This is a genomic window from Scytonema sp. PRP1, from assembly GCF_036697665.2.
Lineage (GTDB): Bacteria > Cyanobacteriota > Cyanobacteriia > Cyanobacteriales > Nostocaceae > Kalymmatonema > Kalymmatonema gypsitolerans.
This window is the reverse complement of sequence record NZ_JBAHYJ020000096.1, coordinates 24,702-49,487: the sequence shown is the minus strand read 5'-3', so window position 1 is coordinate 49,487 and position 24,786 is coordinate 24,702. Positions and strand designations below refer to the sequence as shown.

General features: G+C 43.1%; 17 protein-coding genes. 8 read left to right on the top strand and 9 right to left on the bottom strand.

Features of this window, described 5'->3' with window-relative positions:
* Positions 1-121 precede the first annotated feature (121 nt).
* A complete protein-coding gene (smpB, locus tag V5G28_RS25170; protein ID WP_096567915.1) occupies positions 122-589 on the bottom strand; it encodes an SsrA-binding protein SmpB in 468 nt (155 codons plus the stop codon).
* A gap of 407 nt (positions 590-996) precedes the next feature.
* Between smpB and V5G28_RS25165 the strand changes: the two genes are divergently transcribed.
* Positions 997-1,302 (top strand): WGxxGxxG family protein, encoded by a 306-nt coding sequence (locus tag V5G28_RS25165; protein ID WP_332995648.1) that lies wholly within the window; start codon positions 997-999, stop codon positions 1,300-1,302.
* A 148-nt stretch (positions 1,303-1,450) separates the two neighbouring features.
* On the opposite strand, the gene V5G28_RS25160 is transcribed toward V5G28_RS25165, so the two are convergent.
* On the bottom strand, positions 1,451-2,875 hold the full coding sequence (locus V5G28_RS25160; RefSeq protein WP_332995646.1) for an IctB family putative bicarbonate transporter: 1,425 nt from the start codon (positions 2,873-2,875) through the stop codon (positions 1,451-1,453).
* 235 nt (positions 2,876-3,110) lie between these two features.
* Positions 3,111-4,625, bottom strand: coding sequence for a GAF domain-containing sensor histidine kinase (locus V5G28_RS25155; RefSeq protein ID WP_332995644.1), 1,515 nt, complete (start codon positions 4,623-4,625; stop codon positions 3,111-3,113).
* Between the two features lie 967 nt (positions 4,626-5,592).
* Here V5G28_RS25155 and V5G28_RS25150 point away from each other — a divergent pair.
* Positions 5,593-6,771, top strand: coding sequence for a DegT/DnrJ/EryC1/StrS family aminotransferase (locus V5G28_RS25150; protein WP_442994290.1), 1,179 nt, complete (start codon positions 5,593-5,595; stop codon positions 6,769-6,771).
* 80 nt (positions 6,772-6,851) lie between these two features.
* Complete coding sequence (gene crtB / locus V5G28_RS25145) at positions 6,852-7,745, top strand: cyanoexosortase B (RefSeq protein ID WP_332995639.1); 894 nt, start codon at positions 6,852-6,854, stop codon at positions 7,743-7,745.
* Positions 7,746-7,924: 179 nt separating this feature from the next.
* On the opposite strand, the gene V5G28_RS25140 is transcribed toward crtB, so the two are convergent.
* From V5G28_RS25140 to V5G28_RS25130, 3 genes are all read right to left on the bottom strand, one after another.
* The gene (locus V5G28_RS25140) at positions 7,925-9,355 is read right to left on the bottom strand and encodes a serine hydrolase (protein ID WP_332995637.1); all 1,431 of its coding nucleotides are present in this window, start codon (positions 9,353-9,355) and stop codon (positions 7,925-7,927) included.
* A 320-nt stretch (positions 9,356-9,675) separates the two neighbouring features.
* The gene (locus V5G28_RS25135; RefSeq protein WP_332995635.1) at positions 9,676-9,840 is read right to left on the bottom strand and encodes a hypothetical protein; all 165 of its coding nucleotides are present in this window, start codon (positions 9,838-9,840) and stop codon (positions 9,676-9,678) included.
* A 3-nt stretch (positions 9,841-9,843) separates the two neighbouring features.
* Positions 9,844-10,785 carry an SPFH domain-containing protein gene (locus tag V5G28_RS25130; RefSeq protein ID WP_096567891.1) on the bottom strand — a complete coding sequence of 314 codons (942 nt, stop codon included), beginning with the start codon at positions 10,783-10,785 and terminating at the stop codon, positions 9,844-9,846.
* 213 nt (positions 10,786-10,998) lie between these two features.
* On the opposite strand from V5G28_RS25130, the gene V5G28_RS25125 reads away from it, so the two are divergent.
* The 3 genes from V5G28_RS25125 (at position 10,999) to V5G28_RS25115 (ending at position 15,832) form a co-directional block, all read left to right on the top strand.
* Positions 10,999-11,715 (top strand): cyanoexosortase B system-associated protein, encoded by a 717-nt coding sequence (locus V5G28_RS25125; RefSeq protein ID WP_096567889.1) that lies wholly within the window; start codon positions 10,999-11,001, stop codon positions 11,713-11,715.
* 175 nt (positions 11,716-11,890) lie between these two features.
* Positions 11,891-13,408 (top strand): polysaccharide biosynthesis/export family protein, encoded by a 1,518-nt coding sequence (locus V5G28_RS25120; RefSeq protein WP_332995628.1) that lies wholly within the window; start codon positions 11,891-11,893, stop codon positions 13,406-13,408.
* A gap of 267 nt (positions 13,409-13,675) precedes the next feature.
* The gene (locus V5G28_RS25115) at positions 13,676-15,832 is read left to right on the top strand and encodes a GumC family protein (protein WP_096567887.1); all 2,157 of its coding nucleotides are present in this window, start codon (positions 13,676-13,678) and stop codon (positions 15,830-15,832) included.
* Between the two features lie 117 nt (positions 15,833-15,949).
* On the opposite strand, the gene V5G28_RS25110 is transcribed toward V5G28_RS25115, so the two are convergent.
* On the bottom strand, positions 15,950-17,152 hold the full coding sequence (locus tag V5G28_RS25110; RefSeq protein ID WP_332995625.1) for a PQQ-dependent sugar dehydrogenase: 1,203 nt from the start codon (positions 17,150-17,152) through the stop codon (positions 15,950-15,952).
* Between the two features lie 350 nt (positions 17,153-17,502).
* A complete protein-coding gene (locus V5G28_RS25105) occupies positions 17,503-17,736 on the bottom strand; it encodes an MEKHLA domain-containing protein (protein WP_332995623.1) in 234 nt (77 codons plus the stop codon).
* A gap of 230 nt (positions 17,737-17,966) precedes the next feature.
* On the opposite strand from V5G28_RS25105, the gene V5G28_RS25100 reads away from it, so the two are divergent.
* A complete protein-coding gene (locus V5G28_RS25100; RefSeq protein WP_332995621.1) occupies positions 17,967-20,336 on the top strand; it encodes a hypothetical protein in 2,370 nt (789 codons plus the stop codon).
* A 19-nt stretch (positions 20,337-20,355) separates the two neighbouring features.
* On the opposite strand, the gene V5G28_RS25095 is transcribed toward V5G28_RS25100, so the two are convergent.
* Complete coding sequence (locus V5G28_RS25095) at positions 20,356-21,189, bottom strand: SDR family oxidoreductase (RefSeq protein WP_332995618.1); 834 nt, start codon at positions 21,187-21,189, stop codon at positions 20,356-20,358.
* Positions 21,190-21,323: 134 nt separating this feature from the next.
* Between V5G28_RS25095 and V5G28_RS25090 the strand changes: the two genes are divergently transcribed.
* Positions 21,324-24,449 carry a two-partner secretion domain-containing protein gene (locus V5G28_RS25090; protein WP_336231332.1) on the top strand — a complete coding sequence of 1,042 codons (3,126 nt, stop codon included), beginning with the start codon at positions 21,324-21,326 and terminating at the stop codon, positions 24,447-24,449.
* Positions 24,450-24,786: the final 337 nt, after the last annotated feature.

Below are 24,786 nucleotides of genomic sequence, written 5' to 3'. Positions count from 1 at the left end.
TTTTCCGATTTTTGAGGAACCAGCCTCACACTACCTAATTTTTCGTGTCGTTTCTTCTAACCTGTGGAGGTATTTAGCACAGTTAACAGTAATCAGTGAACAGTTAACAATGAACAATTGCTTAATAATTCTTCATTGCCCGTTGCATATCACGCTGATCTTGGCGTCGTTTGATGTCTTCGCGCTTGTCATGGACTTTTTTACCTTTGCCAAGCGCTATACTGACTTTCACCCAGCCGCGCTTGAGATACATCTTCAAGGGTACTAAAGTCAAACCCTGCTGTTCTACTTTGCCTATCAGCTTACGGATTTGCTCGCGGTGCAGCAGCAGCTTACGTGTGCGGCGCGGTTCATGGTTGAAATACTGTCCACTAGCAGTATACGGCGAGATATGCGCGTTAATTAGCCATACTTCTCCATCACGGATTAAGGCATACCCATCTTGGAGATTAGCCTTACCTGCACGAATTGACTTGACCTCGGTTCCTGTCAACTCAATTCCAGCTTCGTAGGTTTCGAGGATTTCGTATAAATAACGGGCTTGACGATTATCGCTAACAACTTTGTAACCTTCGTTCTTGTCACTCATTGATAATTTGGCGTAGGTATATGTGTCAAAAGAAATAGTATAGGGTAGTTTGGGGGTATAGATGGGAATTTAAAGCAGCACCAATGTTTCTCGGAATATTAGGTTTATCCTACTAATTTAGCTTTTTTATACTGTTTTAGCTTGTTTGTATTCTTAATTAATCTTTTTTATCACTGATTGCTTATTTCCGGTCATCTATGTTTTTATTTATGCAATCAATCGTTGTTAATAAGAAATAAAATCCACATTCCGTAGGTGCGATCCTACTTTTGAAAAGGTTGAAATAATTTTGTATATCTTCAGCGTGAGTTGAGATGGTTCTTATTTTATAGCCACAGGATGATTTTGTTGAGCTAAGAAATCGGTAAATTGATGAGTGAAATGTTAATGGTTGAGGAAGTTAAATTATGAAACGTCAATTAACAGCAGCTATTGGTGCTAGTGTTATCGGCTTAAGTATGGCTGTTTTACCCGTAATGCCTGGTTCGGCACAGACCAATACTGGTGACACCGGAACGACCGGAACGACCACTGGTGGTACTACGACAACTGATACGACAAATACAAATTATCGTGGTGACGATGGTTTTGATTGGGGTTGGTTGGGATTACTTGGTTTACTTGGTTTAGGTGGTTTGGCTGGCAAACGTCGCGAAGAAGGTACTCGCTATCGTGACCCCAATGCCGTTGGAACCACTGGCTACAGAGAATAATCGTAGTTTTTGTCTAAGCTATGTGTAAAAAGAATTGAACAATGAAAAGACACAAAGCCTTAGACTGGATATCTAAGGCTTATTTAAGTCCATTAAGCAAGGATAGTCTCGTGTAGTAAAGACTATCCTCAGCTGTTGTAAACAAGAATTAGCTCGCTGTAGGTTCTGAATTGGGCGAATTGAATTCTCTGGTTCGATCTAGCGGTAAGGATTTGTAATAGCTGGCAATTAAGGCAACCAGCAGCCACCATACGGTATTCACTTCAGGGCGATACCAAACGGTATCAACCAAGCCGTGACCAAGCATACCAGCTAAAGAGGCGATCGCCCCAATCAGCCAAAATCCCTCTACGCTTTTGAGTTCTCGTAGCCGTCGCAATTGTAGGAAGGCAGTATTAAATATCACAATCAGCAACCACAAGAAACAGGCTAAACCAATAAATCCAGTTTCTACAGTCACCTCTAAGAAAATTGAATAGGCACTCAAAGCGTTATAACGGGGGAGCTGGTACAGCGGGTAAATTTTATTAAAAGCATTGTGACCCGGTCCTATACCAGTTATCGGGTAATCCTGAATCATCTTGAAAACAGCATTCCAAACATTCGTGCGAAATTTACTACTGCTATCACCTTTGCCACTAAAAATACTGAAAAAACGTTCGCGAACTGGCTCAACAAAGACTACTGCAACAAACAATAACCCAAACAAACTTCCTAAAATCAGCCACAGCGACCAAGTGCGCCAGAAAGGGGGCATTTGCACACTCCACCAGTAGTAAAGCAACGTAAGTAAGGTTAGAGTTGCAACTACCAACCCAATCCAGCCACCACGGCTTGAAGTCAGATACAGACAAGAAGCATTGACAACTAGCATTGTTAATGCTAAAGCTTTCTTCCACCAGCTTTGCCAAGCAAAAATTGCAACTGCACTTAAAACCACCGCAGGCAGAAGATACCCAGCCAGCAAGTTGGGATTGCCCAAATAACTGTAAACCCTTGTTGACTTTGACAGAGGAGAATCAGGATCAACCCAAGTAGCTAGCGCTGGCGCTCCAAAAAACCATTGCCGCAACCCATATACGCTCACAATTAGAGATATATGCAAGTACAGCGTAATCAACCAAGATCGAAAGCGGGGTGAGGTGAGAACCCTAGCACAAAGGGCAAACAGTAGCAAATACAGTGTGAAATTTCGCAAGTCGGTAAACGCCGCCTTCTTCACAGGTGACAACGCTGTCGCTACGGCAGCAATTCCCCAATAAAGCAAGACCAGCAAGTGAATGGGGGTAACGCTTCGAGTATTGGCTGTTGTTTCATCTGATAAAGTTAACAGCAGCCAAAATGCTGCACAAGCAAGCAATATCAATCCCAATAGGTCATTGGCTACAAAAGGTGCAAGACCATAGATCAGGGTGAGCAAAATAGCCGCTATAGTTTCTCCCCATTGCATCAATAGGCTGCTTTGCCGCCAGGAATGCAACAGCCCTACTACAGACCGGTGCAGGTAACTCGTGGCAAGATATTGTCTGAGAGGCAGATAGGATAAAGTGAATCGTTGCCAAACTAAATTCATAATACTAAGCAGTGATGAATTAGCACTCCCGCGTAGAACTTGGACTTAATCATAATCCGGGTCTTCTAAAAAGTTCACACCGCAGGTTGCGTTCTTACTATTCACTCGTTGCTAATTGCCATCAGAGCCATTAACGATTAATTGTCAACCATTGGTCATGATTTGAAGCATTTGCAGTCGCTACTTATTGAACACAGCTCGTTTGTAGTTGGGCGTCAACGCAAGCAAACCGGAGTTAGGCATCGCTAGGTGCTTCTGGTACGTCTAAATCCAGTGGCAAACTCAGCACATAACGATATCCTGATTCTGATGACCCTTGAATAACAATTTGTCCATTATGCAACTCTGCTAGATGGCAACTGAGCAAAAGACCTAAGCTTTCACGAGAAAGATTACCATGCGGCTTATTTGAATTTACGCTTGAGTTATCCAATACCACTGATAAGTCCTCTGCTTGCTGTTGGTTGTCCGCATGACCTTTATGAGTTGGGATAGCACCCATAAGCTCTAGCATTGGTAGTGTATTGCTCAGGCGAAAGTAGGGGTCAATTTCAGTCATACCGTCGCCCAGCCAAGGATGTGATACCCAAACTGTGATGTTTAGCGTATCGTCTTTAGAAGAAACATGAATCCGAACAACACTACCTGTAGCAGAAAGTTGAATCACGCTAAAAACTAGGTGATATAAGATTTGTCGCACCTTGTCTTTATCTAACGAGCAAATGCGATTGCGCAGTGGTTCTAGAGATAGGCGAATATCCTGCTCACGACGGTGGGCTGCTTCTTCTAAGGTATTGATAGCTTGTTGACACAGCATTTCAATTTCTACAGGAGCTAGATTCAGTTCTGTGGGGTTTTCATCCATTGTCCCCAGTTCAGAAATTTCGTTAACTAACGAAAGTAAGTACCGACCACTGTGTTGAATAATCTCTAGATATTCTCTTTGCTTCGTTGTTAAGGGACCGTAAATCTCACGCCCTAAAACACTTGCCATGCCTAACACGGATGTTAAAGGGGTACGCAACTCTTGAATGAGCTGTCCTAACAGTTCCAATTTCAGTTGGTTGGTGGGAACTAAATCTTTTTGTAAAATAGATGGACTGATTTTGATTTCAGTAGTTTTGATAACATCTTTATGTGACTCGTTAGAAGCACTTTTGGGGATGCTGCTACTCGGAATTGCTTGCAACAGACGGTTACGCTCAAATTCACTCATGCTCCAACGAGCAATGATTTGTAAAAACTCAATGTCTTTATTTGTAAAATCGCGTGGTTTTGTATCCATAACTGCCAATCCACCCAAACAATACCCAAAAGCATCAAACAATGGCACTCCTAAGTAAGAGCGAATGCCATAATCCTCAATCAACTTGCTGTAAGCAGATGCACCAGTCAATGTGTGTGTATCATTAATGACAAAAGGTTGCAAACTCTCTACTACCTTAGTGCAAAAGGATTCTTGGCGTGACAGCTCACGGCTTTGTGCCAGCTGATTCATGATTCCTCCCCGTAGCTTGGATAAACCTACAGATGATTTGAACCAGTGGCGTTCTTGATCCACGAATCCCAAAATGCAAATTGGCGCTTCTAAGAAGTGGGCAGCAGTTTGAGTAGCTTCTTCAAAAACTGGAATTGTTTCTGGTTGACGTAAACCCAAATCTGACAATACCTTGAGGCGTTGTCGTTCTCTCGTTTCCTGGGACACCCAGTCGTCCTTTAGGGCAAACAATTTGTTCTCAGGGTCTACCATTGCGATCGCTACCTTAATATTCTCTGGTTACAGTAATTTATATAACCACTGTTTCTCGGTTATTTGCTATCCTTAAGATTCCCTAATTTTGTCTTAAATGAACAAGCCAGAAGTAAAAATTTTTTCTCCTGTAAGTCTTGGGATGTAACGGAAAATACCACCCTCTAACTTCCTCTATTTCACCAAATCATTAAGTCGTCTTGAATCGCTATCTCCAATGACTGAGCGTTGTACTTACAACTGGTGCAGGTAGTAAAAAATTCCACAAGTTCGTAAGTAATAATTTTCTATTAGGAGCGAAGACCGTGCTACAACAAGTCACAACGCTACTGATTTCATAAATGTCAGTCTGATTTTGATGTTTTTATACTACACCAGCGGCATTGCCGTGCCTTTACCATGTAATGCATACAATTGAGAACCGCTTCTTAGTGTTCTTCTTTGCGTCTAGAGTGTACGCGAGACAAAATAAAATTTATGCAACGCCGTTTAGTCATGAGTAAAGCATGCCAGAAGAAAACGTGGTTTGAAGCAGTTGAAAATCTTTGTTTTTTCGCCCACCAAGAGCGAGGTATCTACTAAAAAAATAATGACTAATGACTACTTAATTAAAAATGAATAGCTCTAGTTTCGGAAATTTTATATATTGAATTTGTCAAGAAGTCAGGCAAAAACCAATACGGATCAGATAAGAAAATTTCTTCAACAATAACCCTTGTAGAGACGTGCCATCTCACGTCTCTACACGTATGAAATCTCCACAAAAAATCCTTAATTAAAGGGTATTGAGGGAAAAAAACTGTTGATTCCTAAAAATCTAAAAAAAAGTCAACTATAGATAATTTTAATAAAAAATTTACGATTTCTTCATAAGGAAGATTTGCCCAAACTATAGTATTCAGTCAAGAATGGATTAACTGCTAAAAAAATAGCATTTTAAAATGAAATACTAGGGGCTTACTTAAGAATGAATAATATGACGATTAGGGTTCCTTTTGTAGACCTGAAGTTACAGCACCAACCAATTCAAACTGAACTACAACAGGCAGTCCAGGCTGTAATCGAACGGGGAGATTTTGTATTAGGGCAAGCACTGAAAGATTTTGAGGCAGCTTTTGCAGCAGCTTCTGGTGTAGAATATGGCGTTGGTGTTGCCTCGGGAACGGATGCGATCGCTCTTGGTCTACAAGCCTGTCATATTGGTCCTGGAGATGAGGTGATATTACCAGCAAACACCTTTGTTGCCACTTTGATTGGGGTGATACGTGCAGGGGCAAAGCCGGTTTTCGTCGATTGCGATCCACAAACAGCTTTAATTGATTTGCAGGCAGCAGCGCGGGCAGTGACGCCTCAAACCAAAGCGATTCTTCCCGTGCATCTTTACGGTCAAATGGTATCACCACGCCAGTTGTTAGACTTTGCCGACACTTACAAAGTGCTGATTTTTGAAGATGCCGCACAAGCACACCTAGCCGAACGCGAAGGATATCGCGCTGGTTCAGTGGGAATTGCAGCAGCTTTTAGCTTCTATCCCAGCAAGAATTTAGGGGCATTTGGCGATGGAGGGATGTTACTCACGCGAGATCCAGATGTCGCCCAAAAAATGTTACGCTTGCGGAATTACGGCGCGGCTCAAAAATATATTCACGTTGAAGAGGGTACCAACAGCCGTTTAGATACAATGCAAGCAGCGGTGTTGCAGCAGAAATTACCGTATCTGCCACAGTGGAATCGCGATCGCCTTAATGCTGCCGAGCAGTATAATATTGAACTAGCGCCCTTAGCATCAAGCGGGATAACTCCCATACAAAACCACAGCGGCGAGGGACACATTTATCATCTTTATGTAATCAAAGTCGATGATTCTTGTGCCGTACAACGTCAACAACTTCAAGAAGAACTCACAGCCGCAGGAATTCAAACTGGTGTTCACTACCCAATTCCTTGTCATCTGCAACCAGCATTCAGCCACCTAGGCTATCAAGTCGGGGACTTTCCCAATGCTGAAATACTGGCGAAGCAAATATTATCTTTACCTATGTATCCTGGTTTGAGTCATAGCCAAGTCAAGGAAGTGGTTGCAGCAATTGCATCAAGCCTCAGTGCTGAACAACATACATTTGCTCTGCATTTGAAAAATTTATGACTCAGAAATACTGAATTATGAATTAAAGTCATACTAATAATTCATAGTTCTTTATTCATAATTTATTACTAAATAAAGCCATGCAAATTCAGCGTCAGCTTAAAAATACAAATTCTTCGCAGTTGATGAGCCTAGCTCTATTAGGTATTTTGGTACTGCTTTATGCTCCTCTGCTACTGTACTGGTGGGATGGTTGGGCGAAAAAAAGTATCAGTATAGAACACGAATATTTTAGCCACGGTATTATTGGTCTACCGTTCGCTGCCTATTTATGCTGGGTGAACCGAAAAAAGTGGCAAAGACTGCCAAATACTTCCCATCCCTTGGGTGCTGCCTTGTTAGTAGTAGGTGGAATTTTTTATCTAAGCGGTGTCAGCGAGTGGGTAAACATTTCCTTTCCAGCTATACTGGCAGGATTGTGCCTGTGGCTTAAAGGAATTCCTGGCTTCAAATTGCAAGGATTTCCTCTGGTACTAGTGCTTTTAGCAACACCTACGTCCGTTCCATATCTGATCACTCCCTACACATTACCCCTCCAAAGTTTCATCGCGGCTACTGCTGGATTTATACTCACTCAGATTGGAATGCAAGTGATTGTCGATGGGATAAATATATATGTCGGAGGAAGAATTGTAGAAGTTGCGCCTTACTGTGCAGGGTTAAAGATGCTATTCACGACTCTCTACGTTGGCTTGATGCTACTTTATTGGACGGGTGCTTTGTCTTCCCGCCGCAAAAGTATCTGGTTTTTATCTATTGCAGTCTTAATGAGTATCTCGGCTAATATTGTTCGCAACACATTACTCTCGTTCTTTCATGGGACAGGACAAGAGGGGGCTTTTCATTGGCTGCATGATAGTTGGGGTGGTGATGTGTATTCTGCGGTTATGCTGCTTTTATTAATACCTGTTCTCAATTGGATTGATGCATATTTTTCAGAAGTTTCAGAAATTCAGCACGAAGGTGAAGCATAGGTAATTGAGCTAAATTTTGATATTGCTACATATTTCCGGACATACGTCCAAATACCGTTCAGATAAAACCAAAACTGTTATCAGGATGGCAATGTAGAGACGTTGCATGCAACGTCTCTACACGTCTGGAATTGTTACCAACAATCCTTAACTGAACCATATTGACATACGTCCTAAATTTAACCAGAACTGCTTTCAGGCAGTCGGGTAAATAAAATATCTTTCACAGTTGGCTCTAGGGGAATGCTTAGGCTACTAATATTGCCTTTGGTATCAGTTAAGAAAGATATAAGTTTTGGTTGCTCAAACAACTCATATTCAACAAAAATATCATAGTGGTAATGTTCTAATTTATAAATATTTGAATTATGAGTTGCTGTTAAACGATTATCATGAATTTCAACTGAGAAGATTCCGTATGCTGGATGCTCATAATAGCCTGTGTAATCTTCTAGAGGATGAGAAGGCTGGGTTGGAGTTTTACGATCGGGCGCGATTTGCTCTTTAGCTTTTGCAGTAGCTTCTTTGGCTTGAGCATATTTTTGCTGCATTCGTTCATTCCAAGGAGCTTGGTCTAGACCGAGCAAGCGATCGCATACATAATAAGTCACAGTATGTATGACTGGCGTATCGTTCATGTTAGTCAGAACGACTATACCAATATTGTCTTGAGGCAGCAAAGTTGTCCGCGCAGAAAATCCATTAATATTACCACCATGCTGAATTAAATTATGACCTCGGTAAGAGGTAATCGCCCATCCTAAACCATAAAAATAATAAAAAAGTTCATTATATTCCAGTGTTTGAGTCATCACGACTTGTGGAGAGTGCATCTCTTGCAGATGACTTGGTGAAATAATTTGTTTATCGCCATACTTACCTTGATTAAGATGGAGTAAAAGCCAGTTAGCCATATCAGCAACATTGGAATTTATCGAACCTGCTGGACCACTAACATCGACATTACAAAAGGGGATTTTCTCAACTTTGTCGTCTTTCTCTTGATAAGGGAGTGCAAAGTCAGCAGCTTTTTGGGATTTTTCTACAGAGAAATTACTGTCTCTCATTTCTAAAGGATTAAAAATTTCCTGTTGCACAAATTCTTCCCAGCTACTCCCTGCAATTTCACCAGCCAAGTAGCCAGCAGTCATGTACATCAAATTTTGATACTGAAAAACAGTACGCAATTCGTGAGTGGGTTCGAGATATTGTAAGCGATCTATTATTTCTTTACGGGTGAAGGGACTTTGAGACCACATAGCATCATGACGGGGTAAGCCAGACCGATGAGTCACGAGGTCACGAGGTGTGATATGTTCAGTTGCATAAGAGTCATAAAGTTTAAAAGTGGGCAGATAATTTCTGACAGGTTTATCCCAGTTTAAGAGACCTCTTTCTACCAGGATACTCATCGCCATTGTCGTAAAGGGTTTCGTACAAGAAGCAATCGCAAAGAGAGTTTGTGGTGTAACACTGAGATTTTGTTCTACATCTCGCTTGCCAAAACCTTCACAAAAAATTATTTGGCTGTCTTTAATAATGGCGATCGCCAGCCCTGGTACTTTCCACTCTTGCATCGCCTCATTGATAAATTCACTCAGATTTTGCATAAGCTAAACCACATCTAGTTTGCATATTTAAAATTTTTGTAACTCTTGTGGGGTGGGCATCTTGCCCGCCCTAATTATGCAATTTAAATGTGGAACAGCTTAGTAACTTTTCACGCCTCCGGTGCGATCGCTTCCTCACTGTGTCCAGATCCCCGACAACTTCTGCGAAGTCGGGGATTTAAGCGCCCCTCAAAATTAATGTGGTGAACCACTAGTTGTCGGATTACTTACGAAAGGAGCTGGTTAAACAAAGGACATGAAGTTACCCTGTTTGCTACTGGGGTAGCAAAGGGTAGGTTTGGTCAGTAGTTAAGTTACAGTTACTCACCCTTGTCTTCCTTCCAGCGTCCGGCCTTCTTCACAGCTTCAGCCAACAGATACTCGATCTGTGCATTCACGCTTCTTAGTTCATCTGCCGACCATTTCTCTATCATCTCGTAAAGTCTCTCATCCAGACGTAACAAGAATCGTTTTTTTTGTCCCATTTCTTAATTATAAAGCGTTCCAGTATTAATAACGGGTTGGGCGGTTTGTTCAGAGGTTAGGACAACCAACAGGTTATTAATCATAGAAGCCTTGCGCTCGTCATCCAAATCAACCATTTGTTCTTGACTGAGACGATTCAACGCTTCATTCACCATCCCCACTGCACCCTCTACAATCTGCCGTCGCGCATCAATTAAGGCTTTTGCTTGCTGTCTTCGCAGCATCATTTGAGCGATTTCTGGTGCATAGGCAAGATGCGAGAGCCGTGCTTCAATCACTTCTACACCCGTTACTTCCAAACGGGCTTGGAGTTCTTTTTGCAGAGCCTGAGCGATTTCATCGGGAATTCCCCGTAACGAAGGAGTTCCTGTTTCATCTGGAGTATCGTAAGGATATCGAATGGCTAAAGATCGAATGGCGGTTTCACTTTGAATGGCGACAAATTCTTCATAGTCATCCACTGCAAACCTTGACTTAGCCGAATCGAAAACCTGCCAGACGACAACCGCCGCAATTTCAATCGGACTCCCTTCGGCATCGTTGACTTTGATGATTTTGCTGTTGAAGTTGCGAACCCGCAGCGAAATCTTTTGCTTGCTAGCAAAAGGATTTGTCCACCAAAAGCCAGATTCCCGAACGGTTCCCATGTATTTCCCAAATAGTACCAACACCACCGCTTGATTAGGCTCAACACTAAAGAAGCCTGACAGCGAAGGGATGACAACAACGAAGAGTGTAGCAGCCAACCAAGCAACAAGCTCTGCAACGCTATCCTCACCACCGATAAAATCAGTAACTTTCAAGCCTCTTGCCAGTAAAGCTTCTAGCCCCTGCACAGTAGACCAAAGATACCACCCTGCCACCAGCGTGAGCGCGACTACCACAGCCAACACGACGAAGCCGTTGACCTTGAACGCTGGAAATTCCTTGATTTTCTGTTCCATAATTTCTATCAACCAGAATTAATATCAAAATGATATCATCATAGTATCAGTATTTGGAAAGTGCTAAGGCTCCTAGTAACAAAGCCAGGCAAGCGAGAGCAGAGGATTGGGTAAAAATTCATTTTTCGGTCTACTGAATATAGATAAATATTGCTGCTTTCACGATGTTGATTCTCAAAGTAAAATTTAGTTTAAGTACTGTAGACTTCACCGATGACTTCCTTTACCAAGTTTCTTAAAAAGAGCCAGTTTTCTCAGGTAGTAGCGCTTTTGTTGCTATTACTACTGTTGGTTATAGGAGCGATTCCTGGTTACCTAACAGCACACTGGAATTGGCAGGAACTACCACGAATAACCAATATTAAGGAGTTGCAAAATTTACCGAAAAAAGGGTTGAGCCTTCCTGGTTGGCAAACTGTAGAACAGCGCCAACAACAGATAGGGGAACGCAAATGGTCTTACCAGCTCATTCAAAAACAAAGTGACCAAACCAAAGCAATTCTGCTTTTGCTACCGCAAACAGGATCAAAAGACCAGCCTGTGGTGGAGTGGACGGAAATAAACAGCTTTTGGCAGTGGCAGATAGCTCAGTATCGCTCTGCTGATTTTACTGTTAAACCACAAAATAAACCACAAAAAGCGGGGTCAAATGCTGAAACAAAGGTAGAAGCTAGATTCTTTCGTGCCTCAACTGGGCAGCAAACCTTTGCTGTCTTACAATGGTATGCCTGGTCCAACGGTGGTCATTCATCACCTTTACGGTGGTTCGTAGTCGATCAAATAGCACAGTGGCACAAAAAACGCGCTCCTTGGGTTGCTGTAAGTATTCTCATTCCTATGGAGCCATTGGGGCAAGTGGAAACAACTTGGAATCAAGCTAAGTCTATTGGTCAAACAGTGCAAGCTGCTTTGATGACAGATCCTTTATAGCCTCGTTCATCAATGCGTTTGTATAAAAGAATGTAAAATTCTGCGCTCAAAAAGGTAATTTTTACCATATTGAATAAAGTAGAATTAAAACTCTGTTGTTTCCGCACTTTATACTACTTAAGTAAGTTACATTAAGTAAGTTACAGTGCTATTGTCCATAATTGCTGGTTGTCGTATGCGTGTATTTAACGCCCTCTCTTCTGTTGGTATTTATGTAGGCGTTTTTTTGGTAACAATTGCCCAACCTGTTGTTGCTCAAAAACCCACACAGAAACAACCTTCAAAACAGACTCCTGCACCTGTACCTCGTAGTGTAAAAGCACAACCCTCAAAACAGACTTCCGCGCCTGTACCTCGTAGTGTAAAAGCACAATCGCCACAACAACCTCTCGCACCTGTACCTGTTACTCCACAAGGACAATCGCCACAACAACCTCCTGCGCTTGTACCTGGTACTCCACAAGAACAATCGCCACGACAACCTCCCGCACCTCCACCTGGTAGTACTGACTTTGTAGCCCCAGGTTCCATAGATGGGACGTCACCCCAATTGAACCGCTACGTCTTAGGACCTGGAGATGCCATTAATGTTTTGACTCAGCGTCCTCCGGGTGCCTATCGCTTAGGACAAGGAGATGCCATTGCAGTCTCAGTTTTACGCTTCCCAGATTTAAGCTTTCAATCCCTAATTAATCCAGAAGGAAACATTGTCGTGCCGTTGCTAGGAACAGTGTCACTCAAAGGCTTGACTCTGGAAAAAGCACAAGAAAAAATTCGCTCAGGGTACAATCGTTTTGTCGTCGATCCCATTGTGACGTTGTCACTAGTAGGACAGCGTCCAGAGTTAAATTTTTCGGCTCAAATTAACCCAGAAGGTAACATATTCGTGCCGCAAGTAGGGACACTGTCCGTACAAGGCTTGACGTTGGATGAAGCGCAAGAAAAAATCCGCGTGGCTTTAAGTCGCGAATTAGTTGACCCAGTTGTGTCAGTATCACTCGTAGGACAGCGACCAGTTCAAGTCACAATCAGTGGAGAAGTCAATCGACCTGGAATTTATCCGATTGGCTCTGCAACGCCTCGTGTGAGTGATGCGTTATTCTTAGCTGGTGGTTCTGCAATGATGGCAGATCTGCGGCAAGTACAAGTCCGTCGGAAACGGGTTGATGGTTCTGTGGTTTCACAAAATGTTGATCTGTATACTCCGTTACAAAATGGAGGGGAAATACCTAACTTCCGCTTGCAGGATGGCGATGCGATCATTGTGCCGCGTCGAGAAATCGCAAACGATGCTAGTTATGACCGCGGCTTGGTGTCTCGCTCAACCTTAGCATCACCACAGATTAGAATCCGTGTGTTAAATTATGCAGGAGGGGGCATTGTCACTGTGCCTCTGCCTAACGGTAGTACTTTTCTAGACGTATTGACAGGAATCAATACTGACAGTGCAAACCTCAGTGAAATAGCATTAATTCGCTTTGACCCGGAAAGAGGTCGAGCCGTCAGGCAAACAATTAATGCTAAAAAGGTATTGGCAGGGGATGTATCTCAAAATGTGCCACTTCAAGATAACGATGTAATTGTAGTGGGTCGAAACCTAATTGCTAGAATTACTAATATCCTCGGTACAATTACCCGTCCTTTCTTCGATGTTCGCAGCTTTCTGGAATTCTTTGATATATATAACAGATAAGTAGCCGTCGTGAAGTGCGTACACTCAAGAGAGAAGAAAAATTTTATCATCTCCCATGCGTCAGGGTGCTTTTTCAAGTCAGTGTCTGTAGGTTTTTTAGAAGAGAAGGTAAGGGAGAAACGAAGTAAAATTATGAACTTTCAATTATGAATCAGAAATTTTTTTTTATAATTCATAATGAATTAATTTATAATTTATAAGTCGTAAAAACCGAAACTCTATAATAACTGTAGCCTCATTTATACCTAATTTTTATTTGCTGTTGCTATGACTCCACCGATCGTTAAACGCTACCTCATTGCATTCGATAAGTACAAGTGGATTGGACTAGCTAGTTTTGCCTTAGTTGTAGCGGGTTCAACGGTGGTGGCTTTGCAACCACAACAATCTAAATATGTAGCGAACGGCGCACTCACCTACAATCGTCCAACAGTGTCTTTTTCGACAACAGGTAGCGAAATTAATCAGCAAGGGCAGGAACTGAGCCAGGATATTTTGCTATCAGACCCAATCATTGATGGTGTGGCAGCGAAAGTCAATGTCAAGCCAGCAAAGATAGGTGCCAATGTTGTCGTCACTATGCCCCAGAGAGAACCAAGAACAGGACAACTACTTTCCACACTCATAGAACTGAAATATCAGGATAGCGATCGCCAGCGTGCAGAACAAACATTGCAGGAATTGATGCAAGCAATGATACAGTTGAGCGCGGAAATAAATACACGGCGATTAAAAGCAATTATTACCAAAGTTAACGAACGCATACCACAGGCAAAACAGGAATTGCAAGTCGCTGAACGGAAGCTAGAACTGTACGATCGCAAAGAGCGACCAGCAATATTGGCGGCTGAGAATGGAAGTTTGCTCAACGCAATTAATGGTAGCCAAGTACAGCAACGGCAAATTCAATTCACTGTTTCTGGAATTGATGCTCAAATTCGCAGTTTACAAGAAAAATTGGGCTTAAACGTCAACCAAGCTTATGTCTCTTCTGCTTTGAGCGCTGATCCGATTATTGCTAACTTACGAGCGCAAATTTACCAAATTGAATCGCAAATAGAAGTTTTTAGAAAAGACTTGCGTCCCGATCACCCAACAATGGTTCAACTGCGGCGTCAGAAAGATGCTTATGAAAGCTTATTGCGGCAACGAGGCGGTGAAGTTGTAGGCGGTGATCAACAAACAGCACCGCTTCCCACGACTGTTGCCATTCGCTCTCGAAGCAACCTAGATCCAGCAAGACAACAACTGGCGAACCAGCTGGTGGCTTTGCAAACCCAACGTGAGACATTGCAACAGCAACAGACTGACTTAGTGCAAGAAGAAGCACGGTTGCGGCGAGAGTATTCTTTGATACCAAATAAGCAATTAGAGCGATCGCGTCTAGAACAGGAAGTTGGACTTAAAAGAGCCGTTTATGACCAAATGCAGGTGAAACTCACCGATGCAAAAACAGCAGAAGCTGAAACAGTCAGCAGTCTCGGTGTTGCAAGACCACCGGTAGCGCTTGCAGCGAGAAGGCAGGGTCTGGGTGTGCCTGTGACCTTGGGTGTAGGCAGCTTACTAGGATTGTTGGTGGGTGGCGGAGTTATATTTTTACTTGGGTCATTGGAAGGAACCTTCAAAACCAAGGAAGATATCCGCGACACCCTCAAACAACGAGAAGTTCCTCTCTTGGGGGAATTGCCTATGATGCCAGTGGATGGTTTGCATCTTGGTGAAGTGCCAGTAGTTCTTTCTCCAGAATCTTATTATCTGGAATTTTATGAAAGGTTTCGCAGTAATCTGCGCCGCATTGGTGGGAGAAACTTGAAGGTGGTCTTGATTACGAGTACCAGCAGTTATGAAGGGAAGACCGTAAGTGCTTATAACTTAGCAATAGCATCTGCTCGTGCTGGAAAACGAACCTTGATTGTGGAAACCGATTTGCGCTCGCCCTCTCGCTCTTCTTCTTTGCACGTGACTGCTGACCCCGATGCCACAGTTGAACCTTTGCGTTATTACGGCAGCTTAAGCGAATGTATTCGCTTAGTGCCAGATATAGAAAATTTATACATTCTGCCCAGCGCGGGTCCAGTGCGTCAATCAGCCGCAATTCTTGAATCGAGTGAAATGCGAAGGCTGATGGAGGATGTACGCGAGCGTTTTGACTTGGTGATTTTAGACACAACTCCTTTAGGATTATCGAACGACGCTTTGTTAATTCAACCTTATAGCGATGGCATTGTCCTGGTGGCAAGACCAAATCACACACAGGAAAATATGCTGACTGAGGCGATCGACCAATTGATCGAATCTGACCTTGGGTTATTAGGAGTTGTGATCAACGGTGCTGATGTCAGCCTTGCTCTACCTGGATCAGTTCTTAGGTCATATCCACCTGAAGAAGAATCGCAAGCCGTTGCAAATGGAATTAGGAGATAGGTTGTAGGTGCGTTAGCTCCCAAACTTAACCCCCCAATCCCCTTCCTTCCCTACAAGGGAAGTGGCTAAGGTAAAAGCCTCTCTCCTCTTAGGAGAGAGGTTTGGAGAGAAGTAAAGCTAGTTGCTAGTCCCTACATACGACACCCGGTAAATCACACCGTTGGTATCATCTGTGAACAACAGCGAACCATCGGGTGCGATCGCAATACCCACCGGTCTGCCAAACTGTGTCAATTGTTCTTCGTTCAAAAATCCTGTGATGAAGTCCTCAAATTTTACTGGTTTGCCATTTTCGTATCGCACCCGCACAACTTTATAACCTGAGGGAGGGTTACGATTCCATGAACCGCGCATAGTTACAAAAGCATCGTTACGGTATTCTTCAGGGAACTGGGATGCTGTATAAAATATCATTCCCAACGGCGCACTATGTGCCGTGTACGTGAGTGCTGGCGGTTGTGTATTAGCACAGTATTCCTCCTTTGTCGTACCTGTGGGATTTGTTGGCAAGTACACATCCGGACGGCGATCGGCATAACAAAAGGGCCAGCCGTAGTTTCCGCCCTCAGCGATGAGATTCAATTCTTCTGGCGGTTGCTCATTACCACGCCAGTCAGAACCATGATCCATACCCCACAGTTCCCCAGTTTCCGGATGCCAACCAAAGCCGATGGTATTACGTAAGCCTGTGGCATAAATCGTGCGATTACTACCATCAGGTTGTGCCCGTAGCAGAGTCGCGCTTTCTGGGTTCGTCTCATCGCACGCGTTACAAGTGCTACCTACTGTAATGTAAAGCAACCCATCAGGACCAAAAGCAAGGGTGCGGTTTGGGTGTTGTCCTGCATCTGGTAAGTCATTAATCAACTCCTGCGGTTCGCCGATGACCCCCGGCGACTGTAAATCTGCAGCATAAAGTTGTCTGTCTGTGACAAAGTAGAGACGATTCTGATAAATCGTGATGCCATTGATGTATTTGTAACCTGAGGCAACCGTTCGTATTTCGTCAGCACGACCATCTTGATTAGAATCAAGCAGAGCCAACACATCGCCTTGTTCGCGGCGGGTAAGATAGATCGTACCATCGGGAGCTACTGCTAACATCCGGGCATTACCCAAGTCTTTGGCAAATACATTGATGCGGAATCCCGCAGGTACCTGGAGTTGTTGCAGCAATGATTCGTCAAATTGCAGTTGTTGAGGCGTTACCAAATAGCCCTCAAGTTGCTCTACTCTTGGTTCCTGCGCTTGTTGTGCATTGACCGGAAGGGCTATGCTTAGCAGTAAAGCACCACCGATAACTAAACTTCTTGCTTTCACGGCATCTTTCCTTAAATTTTGATAGGAGAAGACTGAGCTACTAAAGGCAAAAGTATGAAGTATAAAAATTTTTATCCTTCATCCTTTCTTTCAGTATTCATTTGGAATGATTTTTCGTGAAATAGTCTAAAACTATGCGGGTGATAACCGCATCTTTCTAACGGGATAGCAATTGCTACCTTAAGCTTGTCAAAATGCCTCTGTCTTACAGCGGTTTTCTGTAAGGTGGGCATTGCTCACCACGATCTCAAATGTCATCATATAAACTTTTAGGAGCAATGCCCACCCTACGATTTGTGGCCTTTCTTCCGAAGTTCAGCCATTGCCATTTCTGGTTTTAGCTGGGTAGGTTATGTACGGACTGGATACCGTGATTCAGCTATCAACGAATCGCACATTGGATCTGATTGCGTGCCGTGAGATACAACAAAAGGTGCATCAAACAGTGCCTGCGCTATTTCCTCTGGTGAACCGTTAGCATATAACAGAGAACGTCCCGTCCAATAGTAAAAACTTTCCATCAGGCGTTGACTGTGGCGAATCACTGTCTCTTGCTGCCAAGGAAGTTGTATGTCACTGTCCATAGGTTTCAGCGTTTCTTCTCGGGATCAGGACTTGGGCTATTTTACCGTTTCTTTATACAAGATTGTTCATTTTGCTGGTTTGGTTGGGAAAAATATGACTAGCGCTGCCAAATGATATCAAATATCAATCTTTCTTTAGTATAAATATAAGTAGATTTTCGTATCTGCTATATGTATCGGTTTCGTCAAATTTTAGGTATATACTTAATAACGGAAAAATACGCTGTCAAATGAACACAAATAAGACTGCGAGCATTACCAGCATTATTGAAAAGCGCCTACCCTTGGCTGAAAAAATAGCAGGTATAGAGGCGGAACTCAAATCTCTTGACTCAGCAATTCGTCATCTTCAAAAATATCGTTATCAGTTGCTTAGACAAGTTGATGACCCAAATGTGGCTGGGCTTTTGGGAGAAATTAATTTGGCAACATTACAATTTAGTATTAATACTGAATTAGAAGGGCTAGTGAAACTCAAAGAGCGCTTTTGCCGCAAGACACTCAATATTGGAGTCGTTGGAAGAGCAAAGCAAGGTAAGAGTCGGCTGCTACAAAGTTTAACAGGACTGACGGGTGCTGAAATTCCAGATGGAGAAAGGCATTATTGCACTGCGGCTCGTAGTATTATTTATAACAATCAGAATGAAGAAACTTACGCTGAGGTTTGGTTTCACTCAGAGCAGTCATTCCTAGATGAAGTTATTAGTCCTTGTTATGAAAAACTTGGCTTAAGCGAAAAGCCGAAGACAATTGATGAGTTTGCCGCAAAACCTCTGCCTTTGTTGCCCAGTGACGATCCTAAATATCCTGAGCAGGGAGGGATGTATGAACAACTAGCACAGTATCACATACATTGGGATAAGTATCGCCACTTATTTCAGCAACCCTCACCTCGCCGCATTTCTAAAGATCAGATTCGGAAGTATGTGGCTCAGGAAACTCCCTATGTTCAGCGTATATTTTTTAACCCTTCGGGGTTCTCCTACAAAGACGCTGCGCCTGGCTCGTCGCGGAGCGAAGAGCTTACGCTAACACCAAGTGTGCGCGTAGCGCTTACGCCGTCGCCTGGCTCGGGAAACCCTCCCGCAGCACCGCAGTTTCACTATCTGGCAGTACGGGAAGTGAAGATTGTTTGTAAATATCCTAACGCTGATGTTGGACAAATAGCCTTTGTCGATATGCCTGGTTTGGGTGATACAGGCATTTGCGATCAACAGCATCTGATGAAAATTTTAGGGCAACAAGTTGATGTGATCTTGTTTGTGCGGATGCCAAAGTCAACTGGCGACTCCTGGATGGATGTAGATCTACGCCTGTATGACACGGTACGTGCAGCACAAGCTGATCTGCCAATCAACTTGTGGTCCTTCATGGTACTCAACCGTACGGAAGTTGATTCACGCTTTCGCGACAACTCAAAAAGCTGCCAAGATTTGGCGCAAGACATTGCCAACAAAAATATCGATGTTGTTGAATGCGTAACAGCTAACTGCGCTAATACGCAAGAAGCTGATAAAGTTCTTGAGCGAGTTCTTGATTACTTAAAGGCAAACATCACTGATTTAGATTACAAATACGCTTCCTTGTGCCAACAGCGATTGATTTTACTCCAAAACCAAGTCAAAGCTGAGTTAGAGAAAGTCAGTAAGGCTTTAGATTTAGCAACGCATGATGATATTCATAGGTTCGCCGTGTTCGAGGTAAAATTCAAGGAACTTTGGTGGACTTTGACAAATAGTTTGGAGAAACTGCTCAAGGATCTGAGGAAAAAGCGAGAAGCAGTTGATATGGACTTTAAGAAGCAAGTAGAAGCAGCTTTCCAGGCTTGTCGAAGTGATACAGGAATTCCGTCAATTCAAGAAATAGAACAGCGCTTTTGTGTTGAAAAAAGCTACGCGATTGTATACGAAAAGTACCTCAATGAAATCCGCGCCCATTTATCAAAACATCTGTTGTTAATAGATAGGGGTTTGGAGCGATCGCTTGACAAAGTCAAATCGCAAGTGGCTTACGTACTGATGGAAAAGGGACATTTAGGAAAACTGACGCAAGCTAAAGGAACTGAATTTATTGCAGACATTGCTGCCCAAATACCCGATGAACTCCTACCAGGGATACCGAGTCAACTTAAGTATGGGTTCCAAACGCTAGCGGAGTTTAAGCTTTCTTACCGGGGATTATTACAGTACCGTATTCGCAAACATTTGGATGGACTCACTCCAAATGAGCCTGCAACCCTAAAGCTTTCCGGCTCGCCTTCTGCTGAACAAGTAGTACTTAATCTTAAGATAGCTTATGCAGAAACTATTGGTAAGTGCGAAAAAGCCTTGAAAGAGTTGCTGAGCGAACCTAGCCTAGCGATTTACGCAATTGTAGAAGAATTTATAGATTGCATACTTCGTACTCAAGATATAGAGAGTGAATGGCGAATCTTTTTACAAGGCGTGCGGGAGCAAATTTGGCAGGAATTGCAACCGCTGGGCCATAGCCCAAGGGACACAGACATTGCCAATCGCACTCAACTCCAACGCGAGGTGCTTCACTCAGTCGAGCAAGCAACAGCCGCGAATCAGTCAGAGTTGATGCACTTTTTGCAGTGACAATTAGCGCTTTACGCTCTTATTCAGAAGGGTTGCCTTGCTGGGAGAAAAGCGCTTCCCAGTCAATCACAGACGGTCTTGGTCCCTGGTTTACTAAATCAAAAACTAATCCTTGACAAAAAGGGGTAGAAATGAATTCTACGCAGGCGGCTGCCACATCAATCCGGCTAGTCTGACCAGAGAGTGTATCGTTTTTACCCAACACAACACCAAACTTCCCTCCTGTTTTTGCCTTTAACAAGGTATTGAGGTCGTATGAGGTATAGGGACCATCAATGAGACGTCCAGGACGGATGATGGTGTAGGGTAATCCGGAATTCATGACGGCTTCCTCACCTTTGAGTTTGGCATCAAGTACGCCAAATGCATTAAGGATACTAAAAGGAAGCTTATCCTTGCGAAGAACTCCAGCAGAAGACACAAAAACAAACCGCTTCAAGTTGCGAGGTGCTGCTGCTACTATATTGCTGACACCTTGTGCATCAACTTTTGCAGGACTATTCTTTGCCTTTGCTTCACTATCTTTGGGGTCAAGAAACACCTGAACCCATTCAATCAAGTTAGGAGTTTGGTCAAACTCCCACCTAGCAGAGGGAAAGGCGGTAGTTCCAGTGGAGCATATGATGTGGGTGACATCCTGCATCGCTGCTGGTAGTGTATTCGCGTCGCGTATGTCACCAATGGCAACTTCTACTCTGTCATTAAACATCTTTTGGGCTTTTGCGGCATTGCGTGTGAGGACACGAACTTTATAGCCCTTCTCTAACAGATTGCTGACCACAAGTTGCCCCACTCCACCTGTTGCACCAGCAACGAGTACTAAATCCTCAACTGACGTTCCTTGGGAAGTCATAACTGTGCATTAAATGGTTTACTGCTAGTGTACACAAAAGTTATTGCTTACAGTAGCATGCCTAAATAGCGATGTCAGTAGCAATTATGATTTACTGAGTATTAGTGCAAATACCATAAAAACTGGAGGGTGCAGTGTCCAAGTTGGGTACTCGTTGGGGTTGGCTCTCAGGAATTGTGATCGGTGGTGTGTATATTTGGAGTGCACATTGCGCTGTTGCTCAAATTACACCAGATGCCACTCTACCGAATAATTCTATCGTCACACCCTCTGGTAATATCATAAATATCACTGGCGGAACTCAAGCGGGTAGCAACTTGTTCCACAGCTTTCAACAGTTTTCTGTTCCCACTGGTAGCGAAGCTTTCTTTAACAATACGGTTGACATTGCCAACATTATTAGCCGTGTCACAGGTGGGTTAGGATCTAATATTGATGGTTTCATCCGAGCTAACGGCACTGCTAACCTATTCCTAATAAATCCCAATGGCATTGTTTTTGGACCGAATGCACGGTTAAATATTGGAGGTTCGTTTATTGGTAGTACTGCCAGCAGTCTGAAGTTTGCTGATGGTACGGAATTTAGCGCAACGAATCCTGGTACCACTCCTCTATTAACGATCAGCGTTCCACTGGGGTTGCAATTTGGTTCAAATCCTAAAGAAATTCAGGTTCGTGGACCAGGGCACGAATTTTCATATGAAAAAGATATCATCGAGTATAGTAATGGCTCTAAAAACAAAGAAGCTGCTCCCCTTCTTAACAGTAACGTTCCAGGATTAGAGGTGGGAAAAACCTTAGCACTGGTGGGAGGGAATGTGTCAATTTCGGGTGGCGTTCTCAAGTCACCAGCAGGACGTATTGAAATCGGCAGTGTTGGTAGCAATGGGGTTGTCAGCCTTGTCCCGATAGAACAAGGTTGGAAGCTGGGTTATGAAGCTGGGACCAGTTTTGCAGACATCGAGTTAAGAGAAAAATCGTTTATTGGTGCTACAGGCGATCGCGGTGGTGCGATTGCAGTTGCTGGTAGAAATATTAATTTCACTTCTGAATCTATAGTACGATCTGATACGCTGGGCGACAAAAATGGGCAACAAATCAGCATTCTTGGCGATGCGATCGTTGTCGATAGATCTAACATCGGCGCTAACACCATTAGTTCAGGGAATGGCGGACAAATAAAGCTGGAAGCTAACAACATTACATTTAAGAATAATGGTGGCGGAGGAACTCAGGCAACAGCATCGGGAAACGCGGGAGACGTTACCCTCATAGCTAAGAATTCTTTTGTTGCCAATAATCAAAGTGGGCTAGCCAGCAAAACCTTTGATACAGGTAATACCGGAGTGATAAACGTTGAAGCTAATTCGGTGCGGCTTGAAAAGGAATCTGGTTTTGGGGGGACTTCTTTTAGTAAAGGCGGCGTCGGTGAAACCAAAATTATAGTTGGCGATTTGGAGGTCATTGGCTCTGGTATTGGAAATTACCCCCCATTGGAAAGTAATGGTGGAAAAATCAACATCGAGGCAAATTCTTTTCGACTCGAATCTGGGGGAATCATTAGTACTACGGCGAAAGATAGCACGGCTAATGGCGGAGAAATTATCATCAATGTCAAAAACTCTTTTGAACTTAAAAGTCCAAATATCAATGCTAACAGTTCTGGTATTGGTAATGCTGGAACTATTAGTATTACTGCCAAGAATGTACAGATTGAAGATGGGATTATTAAGAGTGATACTGATAACTCTAGTAAATCAGGAAACATATTTATTAATGCCACAAACTCTTTTAAAGTGAACCGCGCAGGTATAACTGCTAACAGTTCTGGTACAGGTGATGCTGGAACTATCACGATTGATGCCAAGAATGTGCAGATTTCAGATGGAGGTATCGATAGCAGTGCGTCTAATTCAGGTAAATCAGGCAACATCTCTATTAATGCCACCGACTCTTTTAGCCTGAGCGATGGAGGTATAAATGCTAAGAGTTCTGGCACAGGTGATGCTGGAACTATCAGCTTTAGAGTTGGAGGCTCTTTTGTACTCAACAAGCCAAATATCAACCTTAACAGTTCTGGCACAGGTAATGCTGGAACTATCACGATTGATGCCAACAAAGTGCAGATTGAAGGTGGGATTATCAATAGTGATACTAACAACTCTGGTAAATCAGGAAACATCTCTATTAAAGCCACAGACTCTTTTAGGATGGTCAGCGCAGGTATAAGTGCTAACAGTTCTGGTACAGGTGATGCTGGAAGTATCAGCATTACTGCCAAGAATGCCCAGATTGAAAGGGCAGGGGTTAGTAGCAATACACAGAGTACAGGTAAAGCGGGAGAAATTAACTTTAATGTCGCAGACTCTTTAGACCTCAAGTCTGCAAGTATAAATACAAATACTAGTGGCGTGGCTGACGGTGGAAAAATCTACATTAGTGCGAAGAAATTGCAGATGCAAGATGGTTCAAGTATTCGTAGCGATGCAAAAGACGGAGGCACAGGTAGGGGTGGAGATATTGAGCTACAGCTAGGAAACTTACTTTTGTTACGTCGTCAGAGTTCCATCTCCACCACTGCAACTGGTAGTGGCAATGGTGGCAACATCAACATCAATATTCCCAATGGCTTTATTGTTACTGTCCCGAATGAAAACAGCGACATTACCGCTAATGCATCTACTGGCGGTGGTGGCAAAATTAAAATCACATCTTTAAGTAATTTTGGTATCCAAGAGCGTAATCGACAAGACTTTATCAGTCTGTTGGGAACTACTGACTCAAACCAATTGAAGCCTGAAAAGTCAGCTACCAACGATATTACAGCATTTTCCCAAAACAGCCCGACTTTAGAAGGTCAAGTAATTATCAATACACCCGATATTGATCCAAGCAAAGGATTTGTGGAACTACCCACTGTGTTAACAGATATGTCAAGCGCAATAAACACAAGCTGTACAGCTATTGCTTCAGCAGAAGGTAGTAAGTTTATTGTCACGGGACGTGGCGGTTTACCCCCTAGTCCTAACGAACCCCTCAGCACTGATGTCGTATGGTTAGATACTCGTCTATCAGCTATCACAACACAACAGCAAGCGAAACAGGAACCTGCGGACTTACCACAGTCTAAAGCTGAGGCTATAAAAATTGTCCCTGCTACGGGTTGGGTGTTCAACGGTAAGGGCCAAGTAACCTTGATTTCTGATGCATCCAAAGCTCATGCTATGGCGACTCCTGCTGCTAGCTGCCCAAAACGGTAAAACACAGAACATTCACCTCATGTCAAAAGCCCAGTCACGACAGCTGGGCTTTTGATTACAACAGTGGGGTTATATCCCCTTCGGTTAGTTATAGAGTTTAGTTATAAATAAAATGCTCTAATAATCTCTACAACTAGAGGCTTGCCCATTCCAGAAAATTAAAATCTTTGTTTTTGCACACCAACTTAATGTTGGGCGGGAGTACGTAAAAACCTCATCTAGCATTTGCATCGTATTATTTAGGTGCTTGTCTTAACAGAAACTAAGGCTCAACCAAGAAACTGAAGTTAAAGACTAATGCAGTGTGAAAACACGGAGAAATACGTGTAAAGAAAAT